21 protein-coding genes are annotated in these 20,807 nt (G+C 70.8%); 17 read left to right on the forward strand and 4 right to left on the reverse strand.

Annotated features, from left to right (window positions below):
• Position 1: 1 nt before the first annotated feature.
• The 4 genes from sufC to ACZ43N_RS09495 are packed head-to-tail and all read left to right on the forward strand — an operon-like array spanning position 2 to position 2,829.
• Positions 2-766 carry a Fe-S cluster assembly ATPase SufC gene (sufC, locus tag ACZ43N_RS09480; RefSeq protein ID WP_055712746.1) on the forward strand — a complete coding sequence of 255 codons (765 nt, stop codon included), beginning with the start codon at positions 2-4 and terminating at the stop codon, positions 764-766.
• On the forward strand, positions 763-2,019 hold the full coding sequence (locus tag ACZ43N_RS09485; protein WP_468096214.1) for a cysteine desulfurase: 1,257 nt from the start codon (positions 763-765) through the stop codon (positions 2,017-2,019). Before sufC ends, ACZ43N_RS09485 begins: the two co-directional genes overlap by 4 nt.
• 16 nt (positions 2,020-2,035) lie before the next feature.
• Entirely contained in the window at positions 2,036-2,500 is a 465-nt protein-coding gene (gene sufU, locus ACZ43N_RS09490) for a Fe-S cluster assembly sulfur transfer protein SufU (protein ID WP_468096216.1), read from the forward strand.
• Positions 2,497-2,829, forward strand: coding sequence for a metal-sulfur cluster assembly factor (locus ACZ43N_RS09495; protein WP_055514975.1), 333 nt, complete (start codon positions 2,497-2,499; stop codon positions 2,827-2,829). The genes sufU and ACZ43N_RS09495 overlap by 4 nt, the downstream gene beginning before the upstream one ends.
• A 70-nt stretch (positions 2,830-2,899) precedes the next feature.
• On the opposite strand, the gene ACZ43N_RS09500 is transcribed toward ACZ43N_RS09495, so the two are convergent.
• Positions 2,900-3,805 carry an AbfB domain-containing protein gene (locus tag ACZ43N_RS09500; protein WP_468096218.1) on the reverse strand — a complete coding sequence of 302 codons (906 nt, stop codon included), beginning with the start codon at positions 3,803-3,805 and terminating at the stop codon, positions 2,900-2,902.
• 330 nt (positions 3,806-4,135) lie between these two features.
• Between ACZ43N_RS09500 and ACZ43N_RS09505 the strand changes: the two genes are divergently transcribed.
• The 6 genes from ACZ43N_RS09505 to ACZ43N_RS09530 all read left to right on the forward strand — a co-directional run bounded on the left by ACZ43N_RS09505 (position 4,136) and on the right by ACZ43N_RS09530 (position 8,683).
• On the forward strand, positions 4,136-4,456 hold the full coding sequence (locus ACZ43N_RS09505; RefSeq protein ID WP_468096219.1) for a DMT family transporter: 321 nt from the start codon (positions 4,136-4,138) through the stop codon (positions 4,454-4,456).
• Positions 4,456-4,995 carry a TetR/AcrR family transcriptional regulator gene (locus ACZ43N_RS09510; protein ID WP_468096221.1) on the forward strand — a complete coding sequence of 180 codons (540 nt, stop codon included), beginning with the start codon at positions 4,456-4,458 and terminating at the stop codon, positions 4,993-4,995. The genes ACZ43N_RS09505 and ACZ43N_RS09510 overlap by 1 nt, the downstream gene beginning before the upstream one ends.
• Before the next feature lie 411 nt (positions 4,996-5,406).
• Positions 5,407-6,396 (forward strand): 2,3,4,5-tetrahydropyridine-2,6-dicarboxylate N-succinyltransferase, encoded by a 990-nt coding sequence (gene dapD, locus ACZ43N_RS09515; RefSeq protein WP_468096223.1) that lies wholly within the window; start codon positions 5,407-5,409, stop codon positions 6,394-6,396.
• A gap of 118 nt (positions 6,397-6,514) precedes the next feature.
• Positions 6,515-6,739, forward strand: a complete 225-nt coding sequence (locus ACZ43N_RS09520; protein ID WP_468096225.1) for a hypothetical protein — start codon at positions 6,515-6,517, stop codon at positions 6,737-6,739.
• 169 nt (positions 6,740-6,908) lie between these two features.
• A complete protein-coding gene (locus tag ACZ43N_RS09525; RefSeq protein WP_468096227.1) occupies positions 6,909-7,463 on the forward strand; it encodes a SigE family RNA polymerase sigma factor in 555 nt (184 codons plus the stop codon).
• On the forward strand, positions 7,460-8,683 hold the full coding sequence (locus tag ACZ43N_RS09530; protein WP_468096229.1) for a WD40 repeat domain-containing protein: 1,224 nt from the start codon (positions 7,460-7,462) through the stop codon (positions 8,681-8,683). The genes ACZ43N_RS09525 and ACZ43N_RS09530 overlap by 4 nt, the downstream gene beginning before the upstream one ends.
• 16 nt (positions 8,684-8,699) lie before the next feature.
• Here the strand turns inward: ACZ43N_RS09530 and dapA are convergent, their stop codons facing one another.
• A complete protein-coding gene (dapA, locus tag ACZ43N_RS09535; RefSeq protein ID WP_468096231.1) occupies positions 8,700-9,602 on the reverse strand; it encodes a 4-hydroxy-tetrahydrodipicolinate synthase in 903 nt (300 codons plus the stop codon).
• Positions 9,603-10,283: 681 nt separating this feature from the next.
• Here dapA and ACZ43N_RS09540 point away from each other — a divergent pair.
• Both ACZ43N_RS09540 and ACZ43N_RS09545 read left to right on the forward strand, forming a co-directional pair.
• Complete coding sequence (locus ACZ43N_RS09540; RefSeq protein WP_468096233.1) at positions 10,284-10,727, forward strand: phage holin family protein; 444 nt, start codon at positions 10,284-10,286, stop codon at positions 10,725-10,727.
• 8 nt (positions 10,728-10,735) lie between these two features.
• A complete protein-coding gene (locus ACZ43N_RS09545; RefSeq protein WP_468096235.1) occupies positions 10,736-11,011 on the forward strand; it encodes a DUF3618 domain-containing protein in 276 nt (91 codons plus the stop codon).
• Between the two features lie 166 nt (positions 11,012-11,177).
• Here the strand turns inward: ACZ43N_RS09545 and ACZ43N_RS09550 are convergent, their stop codons facing one another.
• The gene (locus tag ACZ43N_RS09550; RefSeq protein WP_468096237.1) at positions 11,178-12,257 is read right to left on the reverse strand and encodes a YihY/virulence factor BrkB family protein; all 1,080 of its coding nucleotides are present in this window, start codon (positions 12,255-12,257) and stop codon (positions 11,178-11,180) included.
• 109 nt (positions 12,258-12,366) lie between these two features.
• Between ACZ43N_RS09550 and ACZ43N_RS09555 the strand changes: the two genes are divergently transcribed.
• The 3 genes from ACZ43N_RS09555 to ACZ43N_RS09565 all read left to right on the forward strand — a co-directional run bounded on the left by ACZ43N_RS09555 (position 12,367) and on the right by ACZ43N_RS09565 (position 14,624).
• Positions 12,367-13,071: an antibiotic biosynthesis monooxygenase gene (locus ACZ43N_RS09555; RefSeq protein ID WP_468096239.1), complete on the forward strand. Its 705-nt coding sequence runs from the start codon at positions 12,367-12,369 to the stop codon at positions 13,069-13,071.
• Between the two features lie 80 nt (positions 13,072-13,151).
• Positions 13,152-13,865 (forward strand): ArsR/SmtB family transcription factor, encoded by a 714-nt coding sequence (locus ACZ43N_RS09560; RefSeq protein WP_468096241.1) that lies wholly within the window; start codon positions 13,152-13,154, stop codon positions 13,863-13,865.
• 15 nt (positions 13,866-13,880) lie between these two features.
• Positions 13,881-14,624, forward strand: coding sequence for an SRPBCC family protein (locus tag ACZ43N_RS09565; protein WP_468096243.1), 744 nt, complete (start codon positions 13,881-13,883; stop codon positions 14,622-14,624).
• Between the two features lie 22 nt (positions 14,625-14,646).
• Here the strand turns inward: ACZ43N_RS09565 and ACZ43N_RS09570 are convergent, their stop codons facing one another.
• Positions 14,647-16,473: an endonuclease/exonuclease/phosphatase family protein gene (locus ACZ43N_RS09570; protein WP_468096245.1), complete on the reverse strand. Its 1,827-nt coding sequence runs from the start codon at positions 16,471-16,473 to the stop codon at positions 14,647-14,649.
• Positions 16,474-16,842: 369 nt separating this feature from the next.
• Between ACZ43N_RS09570 and ACZ43N_RS09575 the strand changes: the two genes are divergently transcribed.
• Both ACZ43N_RS09575 and ACZ43N_RS09580 read left to right on the forward strand, forming a co-directional pair.
• Positions 16,843-18,315, forward strand: a complete 1,473-nt coding sequence (locus tag ACZ43N_RS09575) for a hypothetical protein (RefSeq protein WP_468096247.1) — start codon at positions 16,843-16,845, stop codon at positions 18,313-18,315.
• A gap of 643 nt (positions 18,316-18,958) precedes the next feature.
• Positions 18,959-20,431 (forward strand): alkaline phosphatase PhoX, encoded by a 1,473-nt coding sequence (locus ACZ43N_RS09580; RefSeq protein ID WP_468096249.1) that lies wholly within the window; start codon positions 18,959-18,961, stop codon positions 20,429-20,431.
• The last annotated feature ends 376 nt before the right edge of the window (positions 20,432-20,807 follow it).

Below are 20,807 nucleotides of genomic sequence, written 5' to 3' on the forward strand. Positions count from 1 at the left end.
CATGGCAACGCTTGAAATCCGAGACCTGCACGTCACCGTCGAGGCCGACAACGCCACGAAGGAGATCCTCAAGGGCGTCGACCTCACCGTGAAGCAGGGCGAGACGCACGCCATCATGGGCCCCAACGGCTCCGGCAAGTCGACCCTCGCCTACTCGCTCGCGGGTCACCCGAAGTACACGATCACCGGCGGCACCGTGCTGCTCGACGGCGAGGACGTCCTGGAGATGTCCGTCGACGAGCGCGCCCGCGCGGGCCTGTTCCTGGCGATGCAGTACCCGGTCGAGGTCCCCGGCGTCTCGGTCTCCAACTTCCTGCGCACCTCCGCCACCGCCATCCGCGGCGAGGCCCCCAAGCTGCGCACCTGGGTGAAGGAGGTCAAGGAGGCCATGCAGCGCCTCAACATGGACCCCTCCTTCGCCGAGCGCAACGTCAACGAGGGCTTCTCCGGCGGTGAGAAGAAGCGCCACGAGATCCTCCAGCTCGAACTGCTCAAGCCGAAGGTCGCGATCCTCGACGAGACGGACTCCGGTCTGGACGTCGACGCGCTCCGGGTGGTCTCCGAGGGCGTCAACCGCGTCCGTGAGACCGGTGAGGTCGGCACCCTGCTGATCACGCACTACACGCGCATCCTGCGCTACATCAAGCCCGACCACGTCCACGTCTTCGCGGGCGGCAGGATCGTCGAGTCCGGTGGCCCCGAGCTCGCCGACAAGCTGGAGAACGAGGGCTACGAGGCATACACGAAGGGTGGCGCATCCGCGTGACACAGCTGCCGGGCCTCCTCGACACAGAGGCGCTCCGCAAGGACTTCCCCATCCTGGACCGTCAGGTCCACGACGAGCGGAAGCTCGTGTACCTGGACAACGCGGCGACCTCGCAGAAGCCGCGTCAGGTGCTGGACGCCCTGAGCGAGTACTACGAGCGCTACAACGCCAACGTCCACCGCGGTGTGCATGTGCTCGCCGAGGAGGCCACGGCGCTGTACGAGGGCGCGCGCGACAAGGTCGCCGCGTTCATCAACGCGCCCAGCCGCGACGAGGTGATCTTCACCAAGAACGCCTCCGAGTCGCTGAACCTCGTGGCGAACATGCTCGGCTGGGCCGACGAGCCCTACCGGGTGGACTCCGAGACCGAGATCGTCATCACGGAGATGGAGCACCACTCCAACATCGTGCCCTGGCAGCTGCTCGCACAGCGCACGGGCGCGAAGCTGAGGTGGTTCGGCCTCACCGACGACGGCCGGCTCGACCTGTCGAACATCGACGAGATCATCACGGAGAAGACGAAGATCGTCTCCTTCGTGCTGGTGTCCAACATCCTGGGCACGGTCAACCCGGTCGAGGCGATAGTGCGCCGGGCGCAGGAGGTCGGCGCCCTGGTCTGTGTCGACGCCTCGCAGGCCGCGCCGCACATGCCGCTCGACGTCCAGGCCCTCCAGGCCGACTTCGTGGCCTTCACCGGCCACAAGATGTGCGGTCCGACCGGCATCGGCGTCCTCTGGGGCCGCCAGGAGCTCCTGGAGGACCTGCCCCCGTTCCTCGGCGGCGGCGAGATGATCGAGACGGTGTCGATGCACTCGTCGACGTACGCCCCCGCCCCGCACAAGTTCGAGGCGGGCACCCCGCCGATCGCGCAGGCGGTCGGTCTGGGCGCGGCGATCGACTACCTCACCTCGATCGGCATGGACAAGATCCTCGCCCACGAGCACGCGCTCACCGAGTACGCGGTGAAGCGGCTCGCGGAGGTCCCGGACCTCAGGATCATCGGCCCCACCACGGCCGAGGACCGGGGTGCGGCGATCTCCTTCACGCTCGGCGACATCCACCCGCACGACGTGGGCCAGGTCCTCGACGAGCAGGGCATCGCGGTCCGGGTCGGCCACCACTGCGCCCGCCCCGTCTGCCTGCGGTACGGAATTCCCGCGACCACGCGAGCGTCGTTCTATCTGTACTCCACGCCGGCGGAGATCGACGCGCTGGTCGACGGCCTGGAGCACGTACGGAACTTCTTCGGCTGATGGGACGAGCGATCGTATGAAGCTGGACTCGATGTACCAGGAAGTCATCCTGGACCACTACAAGAACCCGCACGGGCGGGGCTTGCGGGATGGCGACGCCGAGGTGCACCACGTGAACCCCACGTGCGGCGACGAGATCACCCTGCGCGTGAAGTACGACGGTACGACCATCGAGGACGTCTCGTACGAGGGCCAGGGCTGCTCGATCAGCCAGGCCAGCGCCTCCGTGCTGAACGAGTTGCTCGTCGGCAAGGAGCTGAAGGACGCGCAGCGGATCCAGGAGACCTTCCTGGAGCTGATGCAGTCCAAGGGGAAGATCGAGCCCGACGACGCGATGGAGGAGGTCCTGGAGGACGCGGTCGCGTTCGCCGGGGTCTCCAAGTACCCGGCCCGGGTCAAGTGCGCCCTCCTCAGCTGGATGGCGTGGAAGGACGCGACGGCCCAGGCGCTGGGCGCCGACGCCGAAAGGAAGACGGCATGAGTGACACCGTGGAGATGAAGCCGGCCTCCGAGGAGGAGATCCGCGAGGCCCTGTACGACGTCGTCGACCCCGAGCTGGGCATCGACGTCGTCAACCTGGGTCTGATCTACGGCATCCACATCGACGACGCGAACATCGCGACGATCGACATGACCCTGACCTCGGCGGCCTGCCCGCTGACGGATGTCATCGAGGACCAGGCCAAGTCCGCCACGGACGGCCTCGTCAACGAGCTGCGCATCAACTGGGTGTGGATGCCGCCGTGGGGCCCGGACAAGATCACGGACGACGGCCGTGAGCAGCTTCGGGCGCTCGGGTTCAACGTCTGATACGGACGGCACATGGGTGTGGCCCCCGGCGATTCGCCGGGGGCCACACCCATGTCGGAGGGACGGCCGGTCAGGACAGGCCCTTCTCCATGGCGAACGTGGCGTCGGCGAAGTACTGGCCGCTGTGCTCGTAGCGCTCGATACGGAGCTGGAAGTTCCGGTGGCGCACGAAGTAGCCCGGGTAGTTGACCGACTCCAGCATGATCGTGTCCGAGTACGCGGAGCGCGGGCAGAAGGTGGCGTCCTGCTTGAAGAGGCCGGAGCCGTCGTTGCCCGACGCGCGGAGCACGAAGTTCTGGTGGCGGACGTAGCGACCGTCCGACATCCGGAAGGAGTAGCAGGAGGAGTTGGCCAGGCCGGCGACGACCTTGAAGGAGGAGTCCTCCCGGGTCTCGCTGCCGCTGGACGGACCCACCTGGTCGAGCCGGACGTAGCCATTGCTCAGGTGCCAGTACCGGTCCGGGTAGTTGACGGACCGTACGGACTGCAGGCTGGTGCCGGACGGCGGCTTCTTGCCGGGCGACGTCGACTTCGACGGCGCGGTGGTCGGCTTCGCCCCGCCCTGCTGCTTCTCGGAGTCCTCCGAGTCGTCGGAGTCCGACGCGTCCTTGTCGCCCTTGGCCCCCTTCGCGCCGTCCTTGGTGCTCTGCGGCTCGGACAGTCCGCTCTTCCCGTCGGGGGCCTTGGTCGGCGGCGCCGGGGGAAGGGAGAGGGGGGCGACCGGGTCGTCGGCCAGGGTGGTCCGGTCCGTACGCGTCCGTGACGTGTCGTCAGAGCCGGAGTCCTGAAGGACGATCGCGGTCACACACGACGACACGACGGCCAGGGCGAGCGCCCCGGCCAGCCAGAGACGGCGGGTGCCCGGTATTCGGGTGTCGTCGGGGGCGACACCGGTTTCCCACACCTTCGCGGATCTCAGCACCGGAAGGTTGGGGGTGTTCTGGTCCGGATCAGGTCCGGGCTTCGTTGGCGGCATGCGCGGTTCCCTCGGCGTCGCACAGGCGGACGCGAATTCGTCATGCGGGTCAGGGGAGGTGGTACGTGTCACCGGTGTGTGCAAACCCTTGCGGTCGTCACACAATCGGGAGATTGACCGTTGAAACAGTAGTGGACCAAGTGGTGTGCGGGGAGCCCTTTCGGAGAGCGCTTCCATAACGGAACGGCCCCGAAACGGGGGGCCCTTGGGGTGACATTTCCGTGCGGGTGCCCCCGTTCGGGGACGGACGGGGGCACCCGCACGAGGCGCCGGGTCTCTGTCCGTCCATCGATGTGTACGCCCGTACGTATCATGTGTACGCTAGTACACATGGGATATCTGCTGCTCGGCTTCGCCATCGCCGCCGAGGTCGTCGCCACCACCGCCATGAAGTACAGCGAAGGCTTCAGCAAGGTGGGCCCCTCGCTGATCACGGGGATCGGCTACCTGGTCTCTTTCGCCCTTCTCGCTCAGGCGCTCAAGTCGATGTCGATCGGCACGGCTTACGCGATCTGGTCCGGCGTCGGTACCGCGAGCGTCGCCGCGCTCGGCCTGGCGCTCTTCGGGGAGGGGCTGGGCACCGCGAAGGCGGCCGGAATCGTGCTGATCATCGCGGGAGTCGTCGTGCTCAACCTGGGAGGCGCCCACTGATGGCCCGGCGTTACGACCCCGAGCGGCGGCAGCGGATCATCGACGCGGCGATCCGCGTCGTCGGGGACAAGGGCATCGCCGGGCTGAGCCACCGGAGCGTGGCCGCCGAGGCGGACGTACCGCTCGGCTCGACGACGTACCACTTCAAGACCCTCGACGACCTCATGGTGGCGGCACTGCGGCAGGCCAACGAGGGGTTCGCGCGCACGGTCCTGGCCCGTGGCGCGCTGCAGGACCCGGAGACCGACCTGGCCGCCGAACTCGCCGCGCTCGGCAGCGAATGGTTCGCCGGCGACCGTACGGGCCTGGAGGTCGAGTACGAGCTCTACCTGGCCGCCCTGCGCCGCCCGGGTCTGCGCCCGGTCGCCGCCGAGTGGGCCGAGGGCTTCGCCGACTGCCTCGCCCTGCGCACCGACCCGGTGACCGCGCGGGCGCTGGTCGCCCTGATCGACGGGATCTGCCTCCAGGTGCTGCTGACGGGGGCGCCGTACGACGAGGAGTACGCGCGGGAGGTGCTGGCGCGGGTGATCCGCCGCTGAGGGGGGCGGTGCTCCGGGGTTGAGGAGCGCCGACGTGCGCGGGGGCGGGGCCGTCGGTACTGGGGAGGGGCGAGGACGGCAAGGACGGCGAGGTTGTCGACGGCAGCGGGGCCGTCGCCACGGCGGTGGGGAGGAGGGCGCGGCTGTGGGGCTCGGGGGGCGGGCGACCCGCTTCCTGGGTGAATGCGCGTTCTCTGGCGGGCGGGCCCCTGGGCGGCGAGGGTGTCCCGAGCCGACTTCCCCGCAGGGGCGCGGCCGGTGTCTTCCGGGGTGTGGCCGGACTTCCTCGGGGATACCTGTCCGAGAGCCGCGGGTGAGGGGCCGGGACCTCGTCGGACAGAGGTGCCCGGCTCCTGAGACGGCCCGGCCGTGGGTTGGCCTGGGTCGGCCCCGGACGGTTAGGTTTCCCTCATGACCGACACGACTGTTCCTCGCACCACCGGCGCCGTGGCCGCCGGCCTCGCCACGATCGCCGCCGACGGCACTGTTCTCGACACCTGGTACCCCGCGCCCGAGCTCGCCGCCGAGCCGGGCCCGTCCGGCACCGAGCGGCTCGACGCCGACCGGGCGGCCCAGCTGCTGGGCGGCGGCGCGACGGCGGCGATCGGTCAGGACACCCGTCGGGGCGTGGAGGTCGTCGCGGTCCGCACGGTCATCTCCTCGCTCGACGAGAAGCCGGTCGACACGCACGACGCCTACCTCCGCCTCCACCTGCTCTCCCACCGCCTGGTGAAGCCGCACGGCCAGAGCCTGGACGGCATCTTCGGCCTCCTGGCCAACGTCGCCTGGACCTCGCTCGGGCCGGTCGCCGTCGACGACCTGGAGAAGGTGCGGCTCAACGCGCGCGCCGAGGGCCTGCACCTCCAGGTCACGTCCGTCGACAAGTTCCCGCGGATGACCGACTACGTGGCCCCCAAGGGCGTCCGTATCGCCGACGCCGACCGGGTCCGGCTGGGCGCGCACCTCGCCGAGGGCACCACCGTCATGCACGAGGGCTTCGTCAACTTCAACGCCGGCACCCTCGGCACGTCGATGGTCGAGGGCCGTATCTCCGCCGGTGTCGTCGTCGGCGACGGCTCGGACATCGGCGGCGGCGCCTCCACGATGGGCACCCTGTCCGGCGGCGGCAACGTCATCATCTCCATCGGCGAGCGCTGCCTGGTCGGCGCCGAGGCGGGCGTCGGCATCGCCCTCGGCGACGAGTGCGTGGTCGAGGCCGGCCTGTACGTCACCGCGGGCACCCGCGTCACGATGCCCGACGGCCAGGTCGTCAAGGCCCGCGAACTCTCCGGCGCCTCCAACATCCTCTTCCGCCGCAACTCGGTCACGGGCACGGTCGAGGCCCGCCCGAACAACGCCGTCTGGGGTGGGCTGAACGAGATCCTGCACAGCCACAACTGACCCTCGGTGGACCCCGTACGGGTTGGTCGGCGTGACCTCCGGGTGGGTTCGGCAGATGAACTGGTGGGACGCACAGTCCTATCGGAGGCCGAACCGACGAGATGAGGGGCCGGACACGATGAGGATCGACCGGGCGAGGACCGTGACTCGAATGGTGACCGGGGTGGTGGGCGCGGCCGTGGTGTGCTGGCTGCCGGCCGGCGCCGCGCACGCCGACGAGACCAACACGGCCTCGCACAACGGGCCGCGTATCGGGCTCGTCAATGTCGGGCAGGTCGACGACCCGATGGAGGACGTGCTGGAGCACACCCTGCTGTTCGGCGACGGGTACCGCTGGGGCTGAGCCCGCCCCACCCAGGAGTCCGGGGCCCGCACCGCGTTCGCGCGCGGTGCGGGCCCCGGCCCGTGTCCGGGAACTTTTTTCGGCACGTCGGCATAGCGGCGGGCCGATCCGCGCGTCACACAGAGCACAGGGGCGGGACACAGGGCCCGCCGGGGAAGAGAAGGTGACGATGGATGCCGCTGGTCAGGAGAGTTTCCGGGAGTTCGTGGCCGGGCGGTCGTCGGCGCTGCTGAAGACCGCCGTCCTGCTCAGCGGTGGTGACCGGCACGCCGCCGAGGACCTGCTGCAGAACGCGCTCATCAAGGCGGCCGGACGTTGGCAGCGGATCGACGAACCCGAGGCGTACGTACGGCAGATCCTCTACCGGCAGCAGATCAGCCGCTGGCGGCTGAAATGGCGGCGCAGGGAGGTCACCGTCGCCGAGCTGCCCGAGAGCGGCGCCGCCGACGGGGCGGCCGGTGTGGAACTGCGCCTGGTGATGCGCGGCGCGCTGGCCCGGCTGACCGCACGGCAGCGGACCATGCTCGTGCTGCGCTACTTCGAGGACCTGCCCGAGGCCGACGTGGCCCGCATCCTCGGCTGTTCCGTCGGAACCGTCCGGTCCACCACCCACCGTTCCCTCGCCCGACTGCGGGAACTCGCGCCCGAACTGGCCGCTCTCGGTCCGACCGAGGCCGTGCAGCAGCCTTCCCGTGACTTCTCGCCCGTGGAGGTGCGTCCGTGAACGTCGACGAACTGGTGCGTGAATGCCTGCGGGAGCAGGCCGCCGAACAACCGCCCCTGGAGCCGGGCTTCGCCGACCGTGTGCTGAATGTGCGACGCCGGCGCCGGACCCGCAGGCTCGCCACCGTCGCCGCGGCGACCGCCGCCGTGGTCGCCGTCGCGGTCGCCGTGCCGCTGCTGCAGTCCGGCAAGGACCAGGTGCGCCTCGCCAGCGAGATGAACAAGAGCGACATCATCGCCCATCCCGATCAGTCGCCGCCGCGCGACATGATCGCCGCCGGGGACGTGGCGCTGGCCGCGTACTACACATACTCCACCGTCAAGACGTCGAAGGACACCGCGGTCAGGCAGCGCACGTACCGGATCCTCGACCAGAGGACCGGGAAGTACGTGGAGGACGACCGCTGGTCCATGATCTCGGTCGCCCCGGGTATGCGGACCGCGGCCGTCCTGGAGCGGGACCTGCCGGTCAAGCGGATCGGGCTGCTCGACCTGCTCACCGGTGAGGTGGACCGCTGGATCCCGGTCGAACGCGGCGTCGCGGGCATCGAGTTCTCGTCCGACGGCAGCAAGCTCGTCGCCACCACCTACAGCAAGAACCCGGACCTGCTGACCAGGGTCGACTACGACTCCGACGGCGACGGCAAGAAGAACGACTACGAAACGGATTATTCGACGTCCCATCGGACCGGGTTCTACATCGTCAACGTCGACTCGGGGAAGGCCGACTGGAGCGAGGTCGTGACCGACAACCAGGACGGGCTCGTCAACTCCCGTCAGGACTTCGCCTTCAGCGGGGACGCCAAGTCGGTCTACACCGGGCTGACCATGGAACCGCACCAGCAGTACTACGATCTCAAGGGCAACAAGGTGCCCGCGCCGCCGGACGAGAGGTACCTGCACTGGTCCGTGGAGGCGCGGCTCTCCCCGGACGGCAAGCTCGGGGCAGGTGACTTCGCGGGCGGCGCCAAGACCACCGCCTCGTGGATCCTCGACCCCCGCACCGGCGAGCACCTCCACAAGGTGCGCGGCCAGCAACTGCTCGCCTGGGTCGACAACAAGCGGCTCATCGCCTGGGACATCACGCCCGGGGACAACGAGTTCCACAACGCCCTGGTGCTCGTCACCATCGGCAGCGACAAAACGCTCCCTCTCAGCGGCGCCCGCAAGGGCAACGACGGTGCCGCCGGGCGCTGGAACCCGGTCTTCGCCACCCGCTGACGCCGGGGCGCGCGCCTCAGAGAGCGACCAGTTCTTCGTACGCCCCCAGCAGCCCGTCGGCCACCTGTCGGCCGGCGGGCCGCAGCGGTGCCCGGACCGGACCCGCGGGCAGGCCGAGCCGCCCGAGCAGTGCCTTCGCCGTCACGGTGCCGGGCAGGCCCGAGGCCATCATCGCCTCCGTGAGGGGGATCGCCGCCCGCTGCAACCGCGCCGCCCGGGCGGTGTCGCCCGCGTCGAACGCGTCGACGATCGACCGGAAATGACGGGGCACCGCGTTGGCGACCGTGCCGATGTAACCGGCGCCGCCGAGCGCGTACAGCGCCAGGACGTACTCGTCACAGCCCGTGTAGTAGGCCAACTCGGTCTCCGCCAGCACCTTCTGGGTGCCGAGAAGGTCGTACGCGCAGTCCTTCACGGCCACGATCCGGGGGTGCGCCGCGAGCCGGATCATGGTCGCCGGTTCGATACGGGTGCCGGTGCGGCCGGGGATGTCGTACAGGGCGAGCGGGAGGCCGCAGCGGTCGGCGAGTTCACGGAAGTGGGCCTCGACGGCGTCCTGTGGGGGCCTGCTGTAGTACGGGGTGACCGCCAACAGGCCGTCCGCGCCCGCCTTCTCGGCGGCCAGGGCCAGCTCCACGGTGTGCAGGGTGTCGTACGTGCCCACACCGGCCACGATCGTGGCCCGGCCCCCGACCGCCGCCCGGACCGCGCGGATCAGCTCTGTCTTCTCCGTGTCCGTCGTCGTCGGTGCCTCACCCGTCGTACCGGACAGGACCAGCCCCTCGCAGCCCTCCGCCACCAGCCGGTCGGCGAGCCGCTGCGCCCCGTCGAGGTCGAGCGCTCCGCTCGCGGTGAACGGGGTGATCATCGCGCAGAGAGCGCGGCCGAAGGGGGCGGGGCGGTGCGTCACGGTGGTCATGGGGGTAGTCTCGGCGCGCACATTGTGAAGCTCCACTTAATTCTTCTACGAGGTGGGTGGGAGATTTGCTACGAAGATGAGAGAGGTAAGCCGACGGTGTCGCCCGAGTCCTTCGCCCGGCTCGCGGGGGAGGGGCCGAAGGTGACGGCGACCGCGGGGACCGGTACCGGGAAGCCCCGGCCGAGCGGCGACAGGCCGGGGATCCCGGCGTCCCCGTACTGATCGCCGAAGCGGCCCTCCTCCAGGCCCGCCTCGACTGGTTCCAGACCCAGCTCGCCCGCCTGGGGGCGCGTGGCCGGGAACCGTCTGACCGCGCCGGATGCTCAGGCGGCGACGTGGCGTACCGCGACCGCGCACCTCCCCGCCTGACGCGGGTGCACCTCCCAGCCGTTCAGGCAGTGGGGGAGTATCGCAAGGCGGAGTAGCGCCCGCGTACCAGGTGTACGCGGGCGATGCGGCAACGCGACAACGCGGCAAGGTCCCGTGCCGCGCCTCGCGAGCCGGTGAACCTTTCCGGTCACGGGACAGCGCTTACGCAGCCGACCTCGACGGCAATGGGGGGCCCGCCGGGGGCGGCCGGCACCGGACGCCGCGAGCTGTCCGGCAAACCTTTCCGGTCACAGCACTAGCGCGGGTCGGTCCGGGTACTCGGGACCTCCCGATATGTGAGGAGGCGGAACTGTGACCGGGACCCTCGAAACCAGGCCGGACCGAGCCGCGCGTTCCGGGGCGCGCGGACAGGATCACCACTCCGTGGGCGAGCTGGTGGGACAGGCCACCGAACAGCTCTCCCTGCTCGTGCGCCAGGAGATGGCCCTCGCCAAGGAGGAGCTGGCCGAGAAGGGGCGGCGCGCGGGGCGCGGCGGCGGGCTGCTGGGTGCGGCCGGAGCCGTCGCCTACGTCGGGTTCATGACGATGGCCGGCGCCGCGGTCGCGGCGCTCTCCCTGGTCGTGGACGTGTGGGCCGCGGCGCTCATCGTGATGGGTGTGCTGTTCGTGATCGCGGCCGTACTGGCCGCCGTCGGACGCGCCCAGCTCAGGCGGGCCACCCCGCCCAAGCCGGAGCAGGCGCTCCACAGCGTCAAGGCGGATGTCGACGAGATCAAGGGAAGGGCACGGCGATGATGATGGCCATGGGTGCGTCCGGCGGTGCGAAGGAGTGGGCGGGGGACAAGGAGGCCGTCGGGGCCAAGGGGCCCGACGAGCTGCGCCGACAGATCGAGGTGACCCGCGCCAGGCTCGGCGACACGGTCGAGGAACTAGCGGCGAAGGCCGATGTGAAGGCGCGTGCCCGTGAGCGCGTGGCCTCCGTGCGGCAGCGGGTGCCACGGGAAGCGGTGATCGTGGGAGGGGCGGGGGTGGCCGTGGTGGCCACCGGCGTCTTCGTGTGGCGCCACTACTACCACTAGCCACTGGTGGTACGTCCGGCGCGGACCGGGACACGCGGTGGTCGGGGGAGGGCGCCTTCGGGTGCCCTTTCGTGTGCACTCGCGGGCCGAGGGCCCCAGCGCTGATCGGGGCTCGATCCCTGGTCGGGGTGCGCGCCCCCCGACCAGGGGCCGATCGGGTCGCCCGTCAGTTGATCGGCTCGACGTCCTCCGAAGTGGTCGTCGTACGGGCCCTCGCCTCCCGCAGGGCCCGTAGACGTGGCGGCCAGGCGCGGGTGTCGCGGGGCTCGACGTACGGCTCCTCCGAGGGCGGCCGCCCCTCGACGATGGCGCGCTCGCGGGAGAGCTCGGCGTCGAACTCCAGGCCGAGGAGGATCGCGATGTTGGTGAGCCAGAGCCAGACCAGGAAGACCACGGCGCCGGCCAGCGTGCCATAGGTCTTGTTGTACGACCCGAAGTTGGCCGCGTAGACGGCGAACCCGGCGGACGCGGCGAGCCAGATCAGGGTGGCGACGACACCGCCGGGGCTGACCCAGCGCAGACCCCGGCCGCGGACGTTGGGCGCGGCCCAGTACAGCAGCGCGATCATCAGGGTCACCAGCACCAGCAGCACCGGCCACTTGGCTATGCCCCACAACGCGATGGCCGCGTCACCGAGCCCCACCATCGTGCCCGCCCGCTCGGCCAGCGGCCCCGTGAAGACCACGATCAGCGCGCTCGCGGCGATCATCAGCATCAGCACCAGGGTCAGTGCGATACGCAGGGGCGTCAGCTTCCACACGGGGCGGCCCTCCGGCAGGTCGTACACCGCGTTGGAGGCGCGGATGAACGCGGCCACGTATCCGGACGCCGACCACACCGCCGTCAGCAGGCCGACGACGGCCAGTACCCCGCCGGTGCCGCCACCGCTGTCACTCAGCTGGACGACGGCGTCCCGCAGGACGTCCCGTGCCGGTCCCGGCGCCAAGTCGCCGATGTTGTGGAGGAGTTCGTCGATCGTGCGCCGCCCGGCGACCCCGAGCAGTGAGACGGTGAGCAGCAGCCCGGGGAACAGCGACAGCACCCCGTAGTAGGTCAACGCCGCCGCGCGGTCGGCGAGTTCGTCGTCCAGGACTTCTTTGGCCGTGCGCCGGATCACCGCCCACCACGAACTCCTCGGCAGCCGGATGGGGCTGCCCGCCACCTCGGGCCCGTTCCCGTCCCCCGTCCCCGTCCCCGTCCCCGCCCCCGTGTTCGCCTGCCCGGCGTCGGACCGCATCTCGTCCATGACCAGGCGGGTCTCCCGAATTCGGGCCTCGAATCGCTGACTTGACCTGAATCTTGCTTGAGGTTGAAGGGTGGGGGTGCCCGTACAGCGAGCACCCCTGGAGAGCGCCATGACCCGTCGTACCGCTGCCCATCCCGTCCTCGACCGCCCCGGCGTCGGAGCGCCCTTCTTCAGCACCTGGCGCGTCGGCACGCCGCAACGGCAACGCCAGGTCATCGACGCCGTGGCCGACACCTGGCTGGAGCGACCCTGGCCCGCCGAAGGGCTGCTGGGCTACTTCCTCTACACCGGCGAGGACGGCTCCACCCTGCTGCACTACTCGCAGTGGGCGGACGAGCAGGCCTACGACGCCTTCGTGCGGACCCGCCGACAGGAACGCAACGACGCGATCGACACCGCCGTGCCGGACATCGAGCGCGTCCGGCTCGGGCGTTACCGCCACTACCGCAGCCTCACCGGGGGCGATCGCGACCTACGGGTGCCGGGGTGCGTCGTCATCGTCGACGTCGAGTTCGACGGGCCGGATCCGGTCCGGCAACGGGCCTGGGTGGACGCCGTGGAGGAGGCGCTGGCCGCCGAGCCGAACCCGCACCCCGGCGGTATCGCCGCCCACTTCCACCTCGGTACCGACGGCACCCGGGTGCTGAACTACGCCGAGTGGGAGAGCGCCCAGGCCCACATCGACGCGCTCGCCGCCGACGGTGACGGTGTCGGCTCACCCACCGGACTCTGGCGTCGGGTCCAGACCTGGCCGGGGCTGAAGCGCAGCACGGTCAGCCGTTACGAGTACGCCCTCGGCCTCGTACCCGACTGACGGTTGGAAGACGAGCCCGAGGCGCACCGAAAAGTTGAACCGTCTGGACAAGAAAAGTTTTCGGTGACAGGGTTGGAGCCATGTGGGACGTCACCGTCATCGAGGACCCGGAAGCCGCAGCCGCCTCGCTGGACCCCGTACGGGCCCGGCTGCTGGCCGAGCTCGCGGCCGGTCCGGCGAGCGCCACGATGCTGGCCGGGAAGGTCGGGCTGCCCCGGCAGAAGGTGAACTACCACCTCAAGGCGCTGGAGCGGCACGGTCTGGTCGAGCTGGCGGGGGAGCGCCGCAAGGGCAATGTCACCGAGCGGCTGATGCGGGCGACCGCCGCGTCGTACGTGATCTCGCCGCTCGCTCTCGCCGCCGTGCAGCCGGACCCGGACCGCTTCCGGGACCAGCTCTCGGCACGCTGGCTGCTCGCGCTCGGTGCCCGGCTCGTCCGCGACGTCGGGGCGCTGATCACGGGCGCGGCCAAGGCGCGCAAACGGCTCGCGACCTACGCGCTCGACGGCGAGGTCACCTTCGCCTCGGCCGCCGACCGCGCCGCGTTCGTGCAGGAGCTGACGGCCGGGGTGAGCGCCCTCATCCGCAAGTACGACGCCCCCGACGCCGAGGGCGGCCGGGGACACCGCGTCGTCGTCGCCGTCCACCCCACGATCACGCGCACCACGGGGACGGCGGACGAAGCAGCAGCTGAACCCACCACCGGACTTCCGGCCGAACCCACCGCCGAACCCACCGCCGGGCTCACGGCCGAACCCAGGCCCGGGAGCCCCGCCCCCGAACCGCACCAGTAGGACTCAGGAGCCACCATGTCCAAGGAATTCGAGATCGCCCGCGAGTTCGAGGTCGACGCCACGCCGGAGCAGGTGTGGGAGGCCGTCACCAGCGGTACCGGCGGCTGGCTGTGGCCGATGGAGGCGCCCGAGCCGCGGGTCGGCGGCAAGGGGCCCTTCGGGTCCGAGGTCACCGCCTGGGAGCCGCCGCACCGCTACACCAACCGGGTGGAGGACGTCGAGGGCATCTCCGAGCAGACCCTCAACCAGCTCGACTACACGATCGAGCCGCGCGACGAAGGCCGCCGCGCCTGGGTGCGGTACGTGCACAGCGGCATCTTCGTCGACGACTGGGACAACCAGTACGACGCCGCAGGCCGGCACACCGACTTCTATCTGCACACCCTGCGCCAGTACCTCACCCGCTTCGAGGGCCGCCCGGTCACCGCCTTCGCCACCTTCGACGGTCCCGAGGCGTCCTCGGGCGCCGACGCGTTCACCGCCGTCGCCCGGGCGCTGGGCCTCGCGGACGACACCGCCGAGGGCACGCGCGTCCGCGCGAAGGGACCCGGGGGCCGGCCCCTGGACGCCGTCGTCGACCACCGCAACGCCTACTTCATCGGACTGCGCACCGAGGACGCCCTCATCCGCTTCTTCGGCCGCAACCACTGGGGCCACCCCGTCGGCGTCAGCGTCCACGACTTCGCGCCGGGTGCCGACGCCGCAGCCGACGAGGCGGCGTGGAAGGGCTGGCTGAACGGGGTGTTCAGCCAGCCCTGAAACCACTCGGGATCCTCGGCCGTTACGGGCGGAACCGCAGCACCGACGGGTCGTGGTCGCTGATCTGGTCGTGGAACTCCGCGTTGATGTGCACGCTGTCGTAAGTGAACTCGCAGGAGCGCCGGATCGACGGGCTCACCAGGATCTGGTCGAGGACCTGCGCGTTGCCCTGGTAGACGTAGGAGTAACGCTCGCTCTTCGGCAGTGACTTGACCGCCGACCACAGCACGCCGTCGTCCTCCAGCAGCTTGGCGGTCTCGGAGAACTCGAAGTCGTTGATGTCGCCGAGGGCGATGACGTTCGCGCTCTTCTGCTTCGCCAGGATGTCCTTGACGAACGTGTTCACGGCGGTCGCCTGGAGGTGGCGCTGCGTCTCCGAGCTGCGCGTCGGCGGCTGGAACTGCGAGTGCAGCGCCTGGTCGCCGCCCTTGGACGAGAAGTGGTTCGCGATGACGAACACCGACTCGCCGCGGAAGGAGAACTCGCCGACGAGCGGCTTGCGGCTGTTGGTCCAGGCGGCGTTCGCCGGGTCGATACGACCGGGGGAGACCGTCAACCGGGCCCTGCCGTACGCCTTCGTCACACCGACGGCCGTGGTGGCGTCGCCGCCCGCACGGTCGGTGAAGGAGACCCGCTGGGGGTTGAACAGGAACACCTGGCGGATGTTGCCGCCGGGCTCGCCGCCGTCCGCGAGGTCGACCGGGTCGATGGAACGCCAGTCGTAGCTCGGGCCGCCGGCCGCCGCGATGGCGTCGATCAGCTTCTTCACCGTCTGGTCGGCTGCGACCGTGCCGTCCTTCGTGGCGCCGCTGTTGTCCTGGATCTCCTCCAGGGCCACGATGTCGGGCGACTTCAGGTTGTTCACGATCGCGGCCGCGTGGGCGGCGAACGTGGTGTCGGAGGGGTCGAGGTTCTCGACGTTGTACGTCGCCACCGCGAGCTCGCCGCGCGCCTGCTTACGGGTCGTCTCGCGCTCCAGGCCGCCCTGCTTCAGGGTGCCGAGCTTGCTCGCGACCAGCGTGTAACCGCCGAACTGGCTGTAGTCCAGGGGGCCCTCGGTGGTGCCCGTCAGCATGTCGCCGACGTTCGCCTTCGGGAAGTCGGCGACCGCACCGAGCGACTGGATCTGGAGCCGGCCGGTGTTCTGCGAGGTGTAGGAGCCGTAGACCGTGCCGCCGCGGCGGTTGGCGTTCTCCCGCGGCTTCACCGTGACCCACAGCTCGGTGAACCGGTCGGTCGCGGTGACCACGCGGGCGTCGGCGACCTGGACGTTCATGCCCTCCAGGGACTCGTAGTAGTCCAGGGCATAGGCGGCGGGGTCGAGGGTGAGCCCGTTGACCGAGCCGTTCGCGGCGGCGTCGCCCGCCGGGGTGTACGCGTCCGGCACGGACGCGGCGTCGACGACGGTCGCGGCCGGAACGGCGTTGCCGCTGGAGACGACGGTGACGGTGGGGCGGGTGATCTGGGTCACCGACTGGTTTCCGGACGAAGTGCCGCCCGGCACGAACTCGCCGACCGTGCCCGTCACCGTGACCGCGTCGCCCACGGAAACCTTCGGCGTGGAGCCGGTGAAGACGAAGACGCCCTCGCTCGTGGCGGGGCTGTCGTCCGCCTGGGTGTCCTGCATCCAGAAGCCCCGCGACGAACCGAAGGCCCGTACACCGGTGACGATGCCCTCGACACCGGTGACCTGCCGGCCGACCAGCGGCGAGGTGCGGGTGGTGCCCTGGATGTCGTGGATGCGTATCGTGTCCGCCGCCGCGGGCGTGGTCAGGACCACGGCGGACACGGTGGAGCAGATGGCGGCGACGGTCAGCGCGCCGATGCGCGCGGTTCTCTTGCTCGGCAAGGGGATCCCTCCGGGGACGTACATGGGCGCCGGGACGAGGGTGGACGGGGGGTGGCCAGTTACCGGTGGGGCGGTGTGACGCGCGTAGAACGCTGGGCCGCCCGACAGGGCGTCCAAGGGAGGCCGGGGTGTCGCCCCCGTAGCTACCCGTGAGTTTCTACGCGCGTCAATCTCCTGCCTGGTCAGGGCACTTGTCAAGGTTTCAGCCACGTCCGACTCCTGGCAGGTACATGAACCGGGCGGCATGGGTGGAAATCCGTCTAGGCTGAGCGGCTGCCACGGTGGTGCGCGGACCGGCCCCGCCGCGCCACCGACGATGCTTGTTCCGTACACCACTCGCCGTCGTTCGCCCCGAGGAGAACCCCGCCGATGTCAGACAGCTCGCCACTGCCGCCGGTGCGGCTCCGCTCCGAGGCGGAACTGGCGCGGGACGCGCTCGCCACCCCGCTGCTCTCGCGCGCCGCGCGACTCGCCCGCTGGGCAGGGCCGAAGACGCGGGTGGGCGCCGGGGGTGAACTCGTCGAGGAACAACTGCCCGCCGCGGCCGAGGCGCTCGGGCTCACCGGCGAGGACGCCACCGCCGACGACGCGGCGGCCCTGGCGAGCGAGGCGTGGCGGGTGGCCGTGGACACCGGGCTCGTCGAGATCGTGGACCCGGGCGACGAGGGGCAGGGCACGGTCACCGCCGGCGACGCGCTCGCGCTCCTCACCTCCGGTGCGCCCCGGGACGTGCTCGGCGTCTGGCTCGCCGCGCTGGCGGCCGCGCTGGCCGACGCGAGCGTGCCCGAACTCGACGGCCTCGTCGACGCCATGGAGTCCGGCGGCGAGATCGACTTCGCCGAGCTGGACTGGGATCCCGAGGCCGAGGCGGAGTTCCTCGACGGGGTGCTCGGCAACCTCTACCTCCTCACCGTCAGCGAGGACGGCCCAGGCGACGGGCCGGTACCGCTGCCCGCACTCGCCGCCTCGATGATCGTGCCCGACGACATGGGGGAGCCCACCAACGACGTACTGGAGCAGGTGTCGGACGCGATGATGCGGCTCGACGACCAGTTCCGGGTGCTGGAACCGGTCGGGCTGGTGGAGTACCAGCCCGTCGACGAGGCGCTCATGACGGACGCCGAGGAGACCGCGTCCGCCGAGGGGGCCGGGGCCGCACCGGTCGTCGACGAGACCGACGTCACCCGGTACGGCATGGTGCGACTCACCCCGCTCGGGCTGTACGGGATGCGGGCGCGACTCCAGGAGGCGGGACTCGTGGCGCCCGCCGTGGGGGACCTCGCCGACAAGGGCGCGGACACCCTGCTCGACGGCACGGCCGAGTATCCGCCGGGGGCGGCCCTCGCCGAGACCGAGCAGTGGCTCGCGCGCCACGAACCGCTGTCCGCCGCACGGGAGTTGCTTGCCGCCGCCCGTGGCGCCGACCAGGGGGCCCCGTTGCGGCGGCTGCGCTGCCAGCAGGCGCTGTCCCTGGTGGGGGCCGCCGCCGAGCCCGCACTGCGGGAGGTGCTCGACGACGCCGAACTGGGCGGGCTCGCCCGGGTGTGGCTCACCGAGCGCGGGGCCGGGGACGTGCCGGCACCGTCCGAGGAGATGGTGTTCTGGCTGACCATCGACACGGTGGCCGCGCAGCTGGCGGCCGAGGGGAACTCGGCTGAGCTGCGGGGACTGGTGGAGGGGCTCGCGCAGCAGCACCGGGGGTTCTTCGACGCAGCGTGGCGGGTGGGGCATCCGGCCACGGCGGACGTGCTGGAGGCGATGGGGAGGATCCACCCGGACAAGCGGGTGGCCAAGGAGGCGCGTAAGGCCGCGTTCAAGGCGCGGTCGCAGAAGGGGGAGTGAGGGGCGGGGCGCCTTAGGGGTCCTTTCCCTATGAGCGTCCGTTCAGGCCGCGTGGTCTGGTGCCGGGCATCGCAAGGCGCCGGAAGGTCCTCGTAGCGGAGCTACCAGGACCTTTGGGCAACGCGGCGAGGTGCGGTGCCGGACCGCGCGACCCGGGCGAGCATTGTGAAAGGACCCCTTATGGCTCGGGGCCGGCCGGGGGATGTCGGGCGGTGCGGGTGGATCGGGGTTGGTCGCGCGGTTCCCCGCGCCCCTTTCGGTGCCTGCGAGCGAGGGCGTGGGTGGTGGAGCGCCTGAGTGCTCGGGCGTTGTGGTGCGTCGGCGCCGTGCGGGTGCGTGGGGGCCTGTCGCGGAGTTCCCCGTGGCCCTGAAGGACGGGGCCGCGCCCCGCTTTCTCCCTGCCGTTGCCGGCGCCTCCCGTGGCCGGGGTCGCGCCCTGCCATGGCCGGCAGGGCCGCAGGCTCCTGCCAGGGGCGCGGGGAACCGCGCGACCAACCCCCACTCACCCGCACCCGCCCGACAACCCCGGTCCCCCGAGCCCTCGCGCGGTGTTCAACCACCGTTCAGCCGGGGGCGGGACAGTGCGGCGCGAAGCCTGGGTCCGCCACCCTCCACGGTCCTCCCACCGCACGCAGGAGACAGCATGTCGCTCACCCGCAGGGACTTCGCCAGTCGATCCGCGGTCGCCGGCGCCGGTGTCGCGCTGGCCGGCACCGTGGGCGCCCTCGCCACCGCGCCGAACGCCCTCGCGGCGTCGGGCACCGCCGCGGACGACACGGACGGCGCCGACCTCGACGGCTCGGACGGCACGGGGGCGCACCGGCACGGCGGGGTCGGTTACGGGCCCCTCGTTCCCGACCCCGAGGGGATCCTCGCCTTGCCGGCCGGTTTCACCTACACGATCCTCACCTACAGCGGGCGGACCAGGCTGGAGTCCGGTGAGTTCACCCCGGGCAAGCACGACGGCACCGCCGCGTTCCCCGGCCCCCGGGGCACCACCCTCCTCGTCAACAACCACGAACTGAAGGGCCCCCGCGCCAACTGGCCGCACCCGGTGCCCCTCACCGAGGGGCTCGTCTACGACCCGGCCGCGTCCGGCGGCTGCACGGTCGTGGAGGTCCGCCCCGACGGCCGGGTCGCCGAGTGGGTCGGCATCGCGGGCACCTCCACCAACTGCGCGGGCGGCAGCACCCCGTGGGGCACCTGGCTCACCTGCGAGGAGAACTCCGACCGGGCCGGCGTCAACGGCATGACCAAGGACCACGGCTACGTCTTCGAGGTCGACCCCTGCGACCGGCGCGCCAACCGCGACCCCAAGCCGCTGAAGTTCTTCGGCCGGTACGACCACGAGGCCGTCGTCATCGACCCCAAGCGCGGCCACGCCTACCTCACCGAGGACGCCGCCGGCCCCAACGGCCTCTTCTACCGCTGGACCCCGCCGAAGGGCTTCACCCACGGCCCTCGGAAGTTCCGCGCCCTCGCCGACGACGCGGGTGTCCTCCAGGCCCCCACGTGCTACGACTCCGGCGGCCGTTTCGTCGACGACCTCTCCCGCGCCACCCGGATCGGCACCGTCTACGGCGTCGACTGGGTCGACGTCCCCGACCGGGACGCGCGAACCGTCGCCGTGCGCAAGCAGTTCGACGAGATCACCCGCGCCCGCAAGCTCGAAGGCATGTGGTGGGGCGACGGCGGCGTCTACATCGTCTCCTCCTACGCCCGCGCGGAGAGCCCCGGCACCGCGCACGACGGCCAGGTCTGGTTCTACGACCCCAAGCGCCGCACCCTCACCCTGAAGGTCCTGCTCGGCGTCAACCCGGACCCGTCCGCAGACGGCGCCCTCGACGGCCCCGACAACATCACCGTCTCCCCCTACGGCGGCATCGTCATCGCCGAGGACGGCGAAGGCGTCCAGCACCTGTTCGGCGCCACCGACAGCGGCCGCACGTATCCGATCGCCCGCAACGACCTGAACATCGGCACCGAGGAGGAGCCGGAGTACAGCGAGTTCGCCGGCGTCACCTTCTCGCCCGACGGAAAGACCCTGTACGCCAACATCCAGAAGCCGGGCATCCTGCTCGCCATCACCGGCCCCTGGAAGCGGCAGAAGCGGTAATTAATTCGCTCGCCCCTCCCGCGACCGTCCTCCTAGAGTGATGCACGTCCAGGTGCGAAGGCAGGACCTACTTCCACTGATAATGGGGCGGTCGCGGGTTCGAGTCCCGTCGCCGGCACCAACACGCCGGTGTAGCTCAGATGGCAGAGCACCTACGTCGGTTCCGCCGAATTCGATCTCTGGACACCTAAAACTTCATGCACCTCCCGGTGCGCCGGCTGCGGCTCCTTCTTCTCCAAAAAGAATCCACGCCGCCGCCACCTTGATCTCGGGAGGCGCGGCACAAGGTGGGTGCCCGGTGCGCAGGCAGCGGATACTTCGGGAACTGGTGAGGGATTTCCTCCTGCGGGTTCGAATCCCGTCATCGACCCTCGGT

Source organism: Streptomyces sp. NPDC030814 (assembly GCF_055572155.1).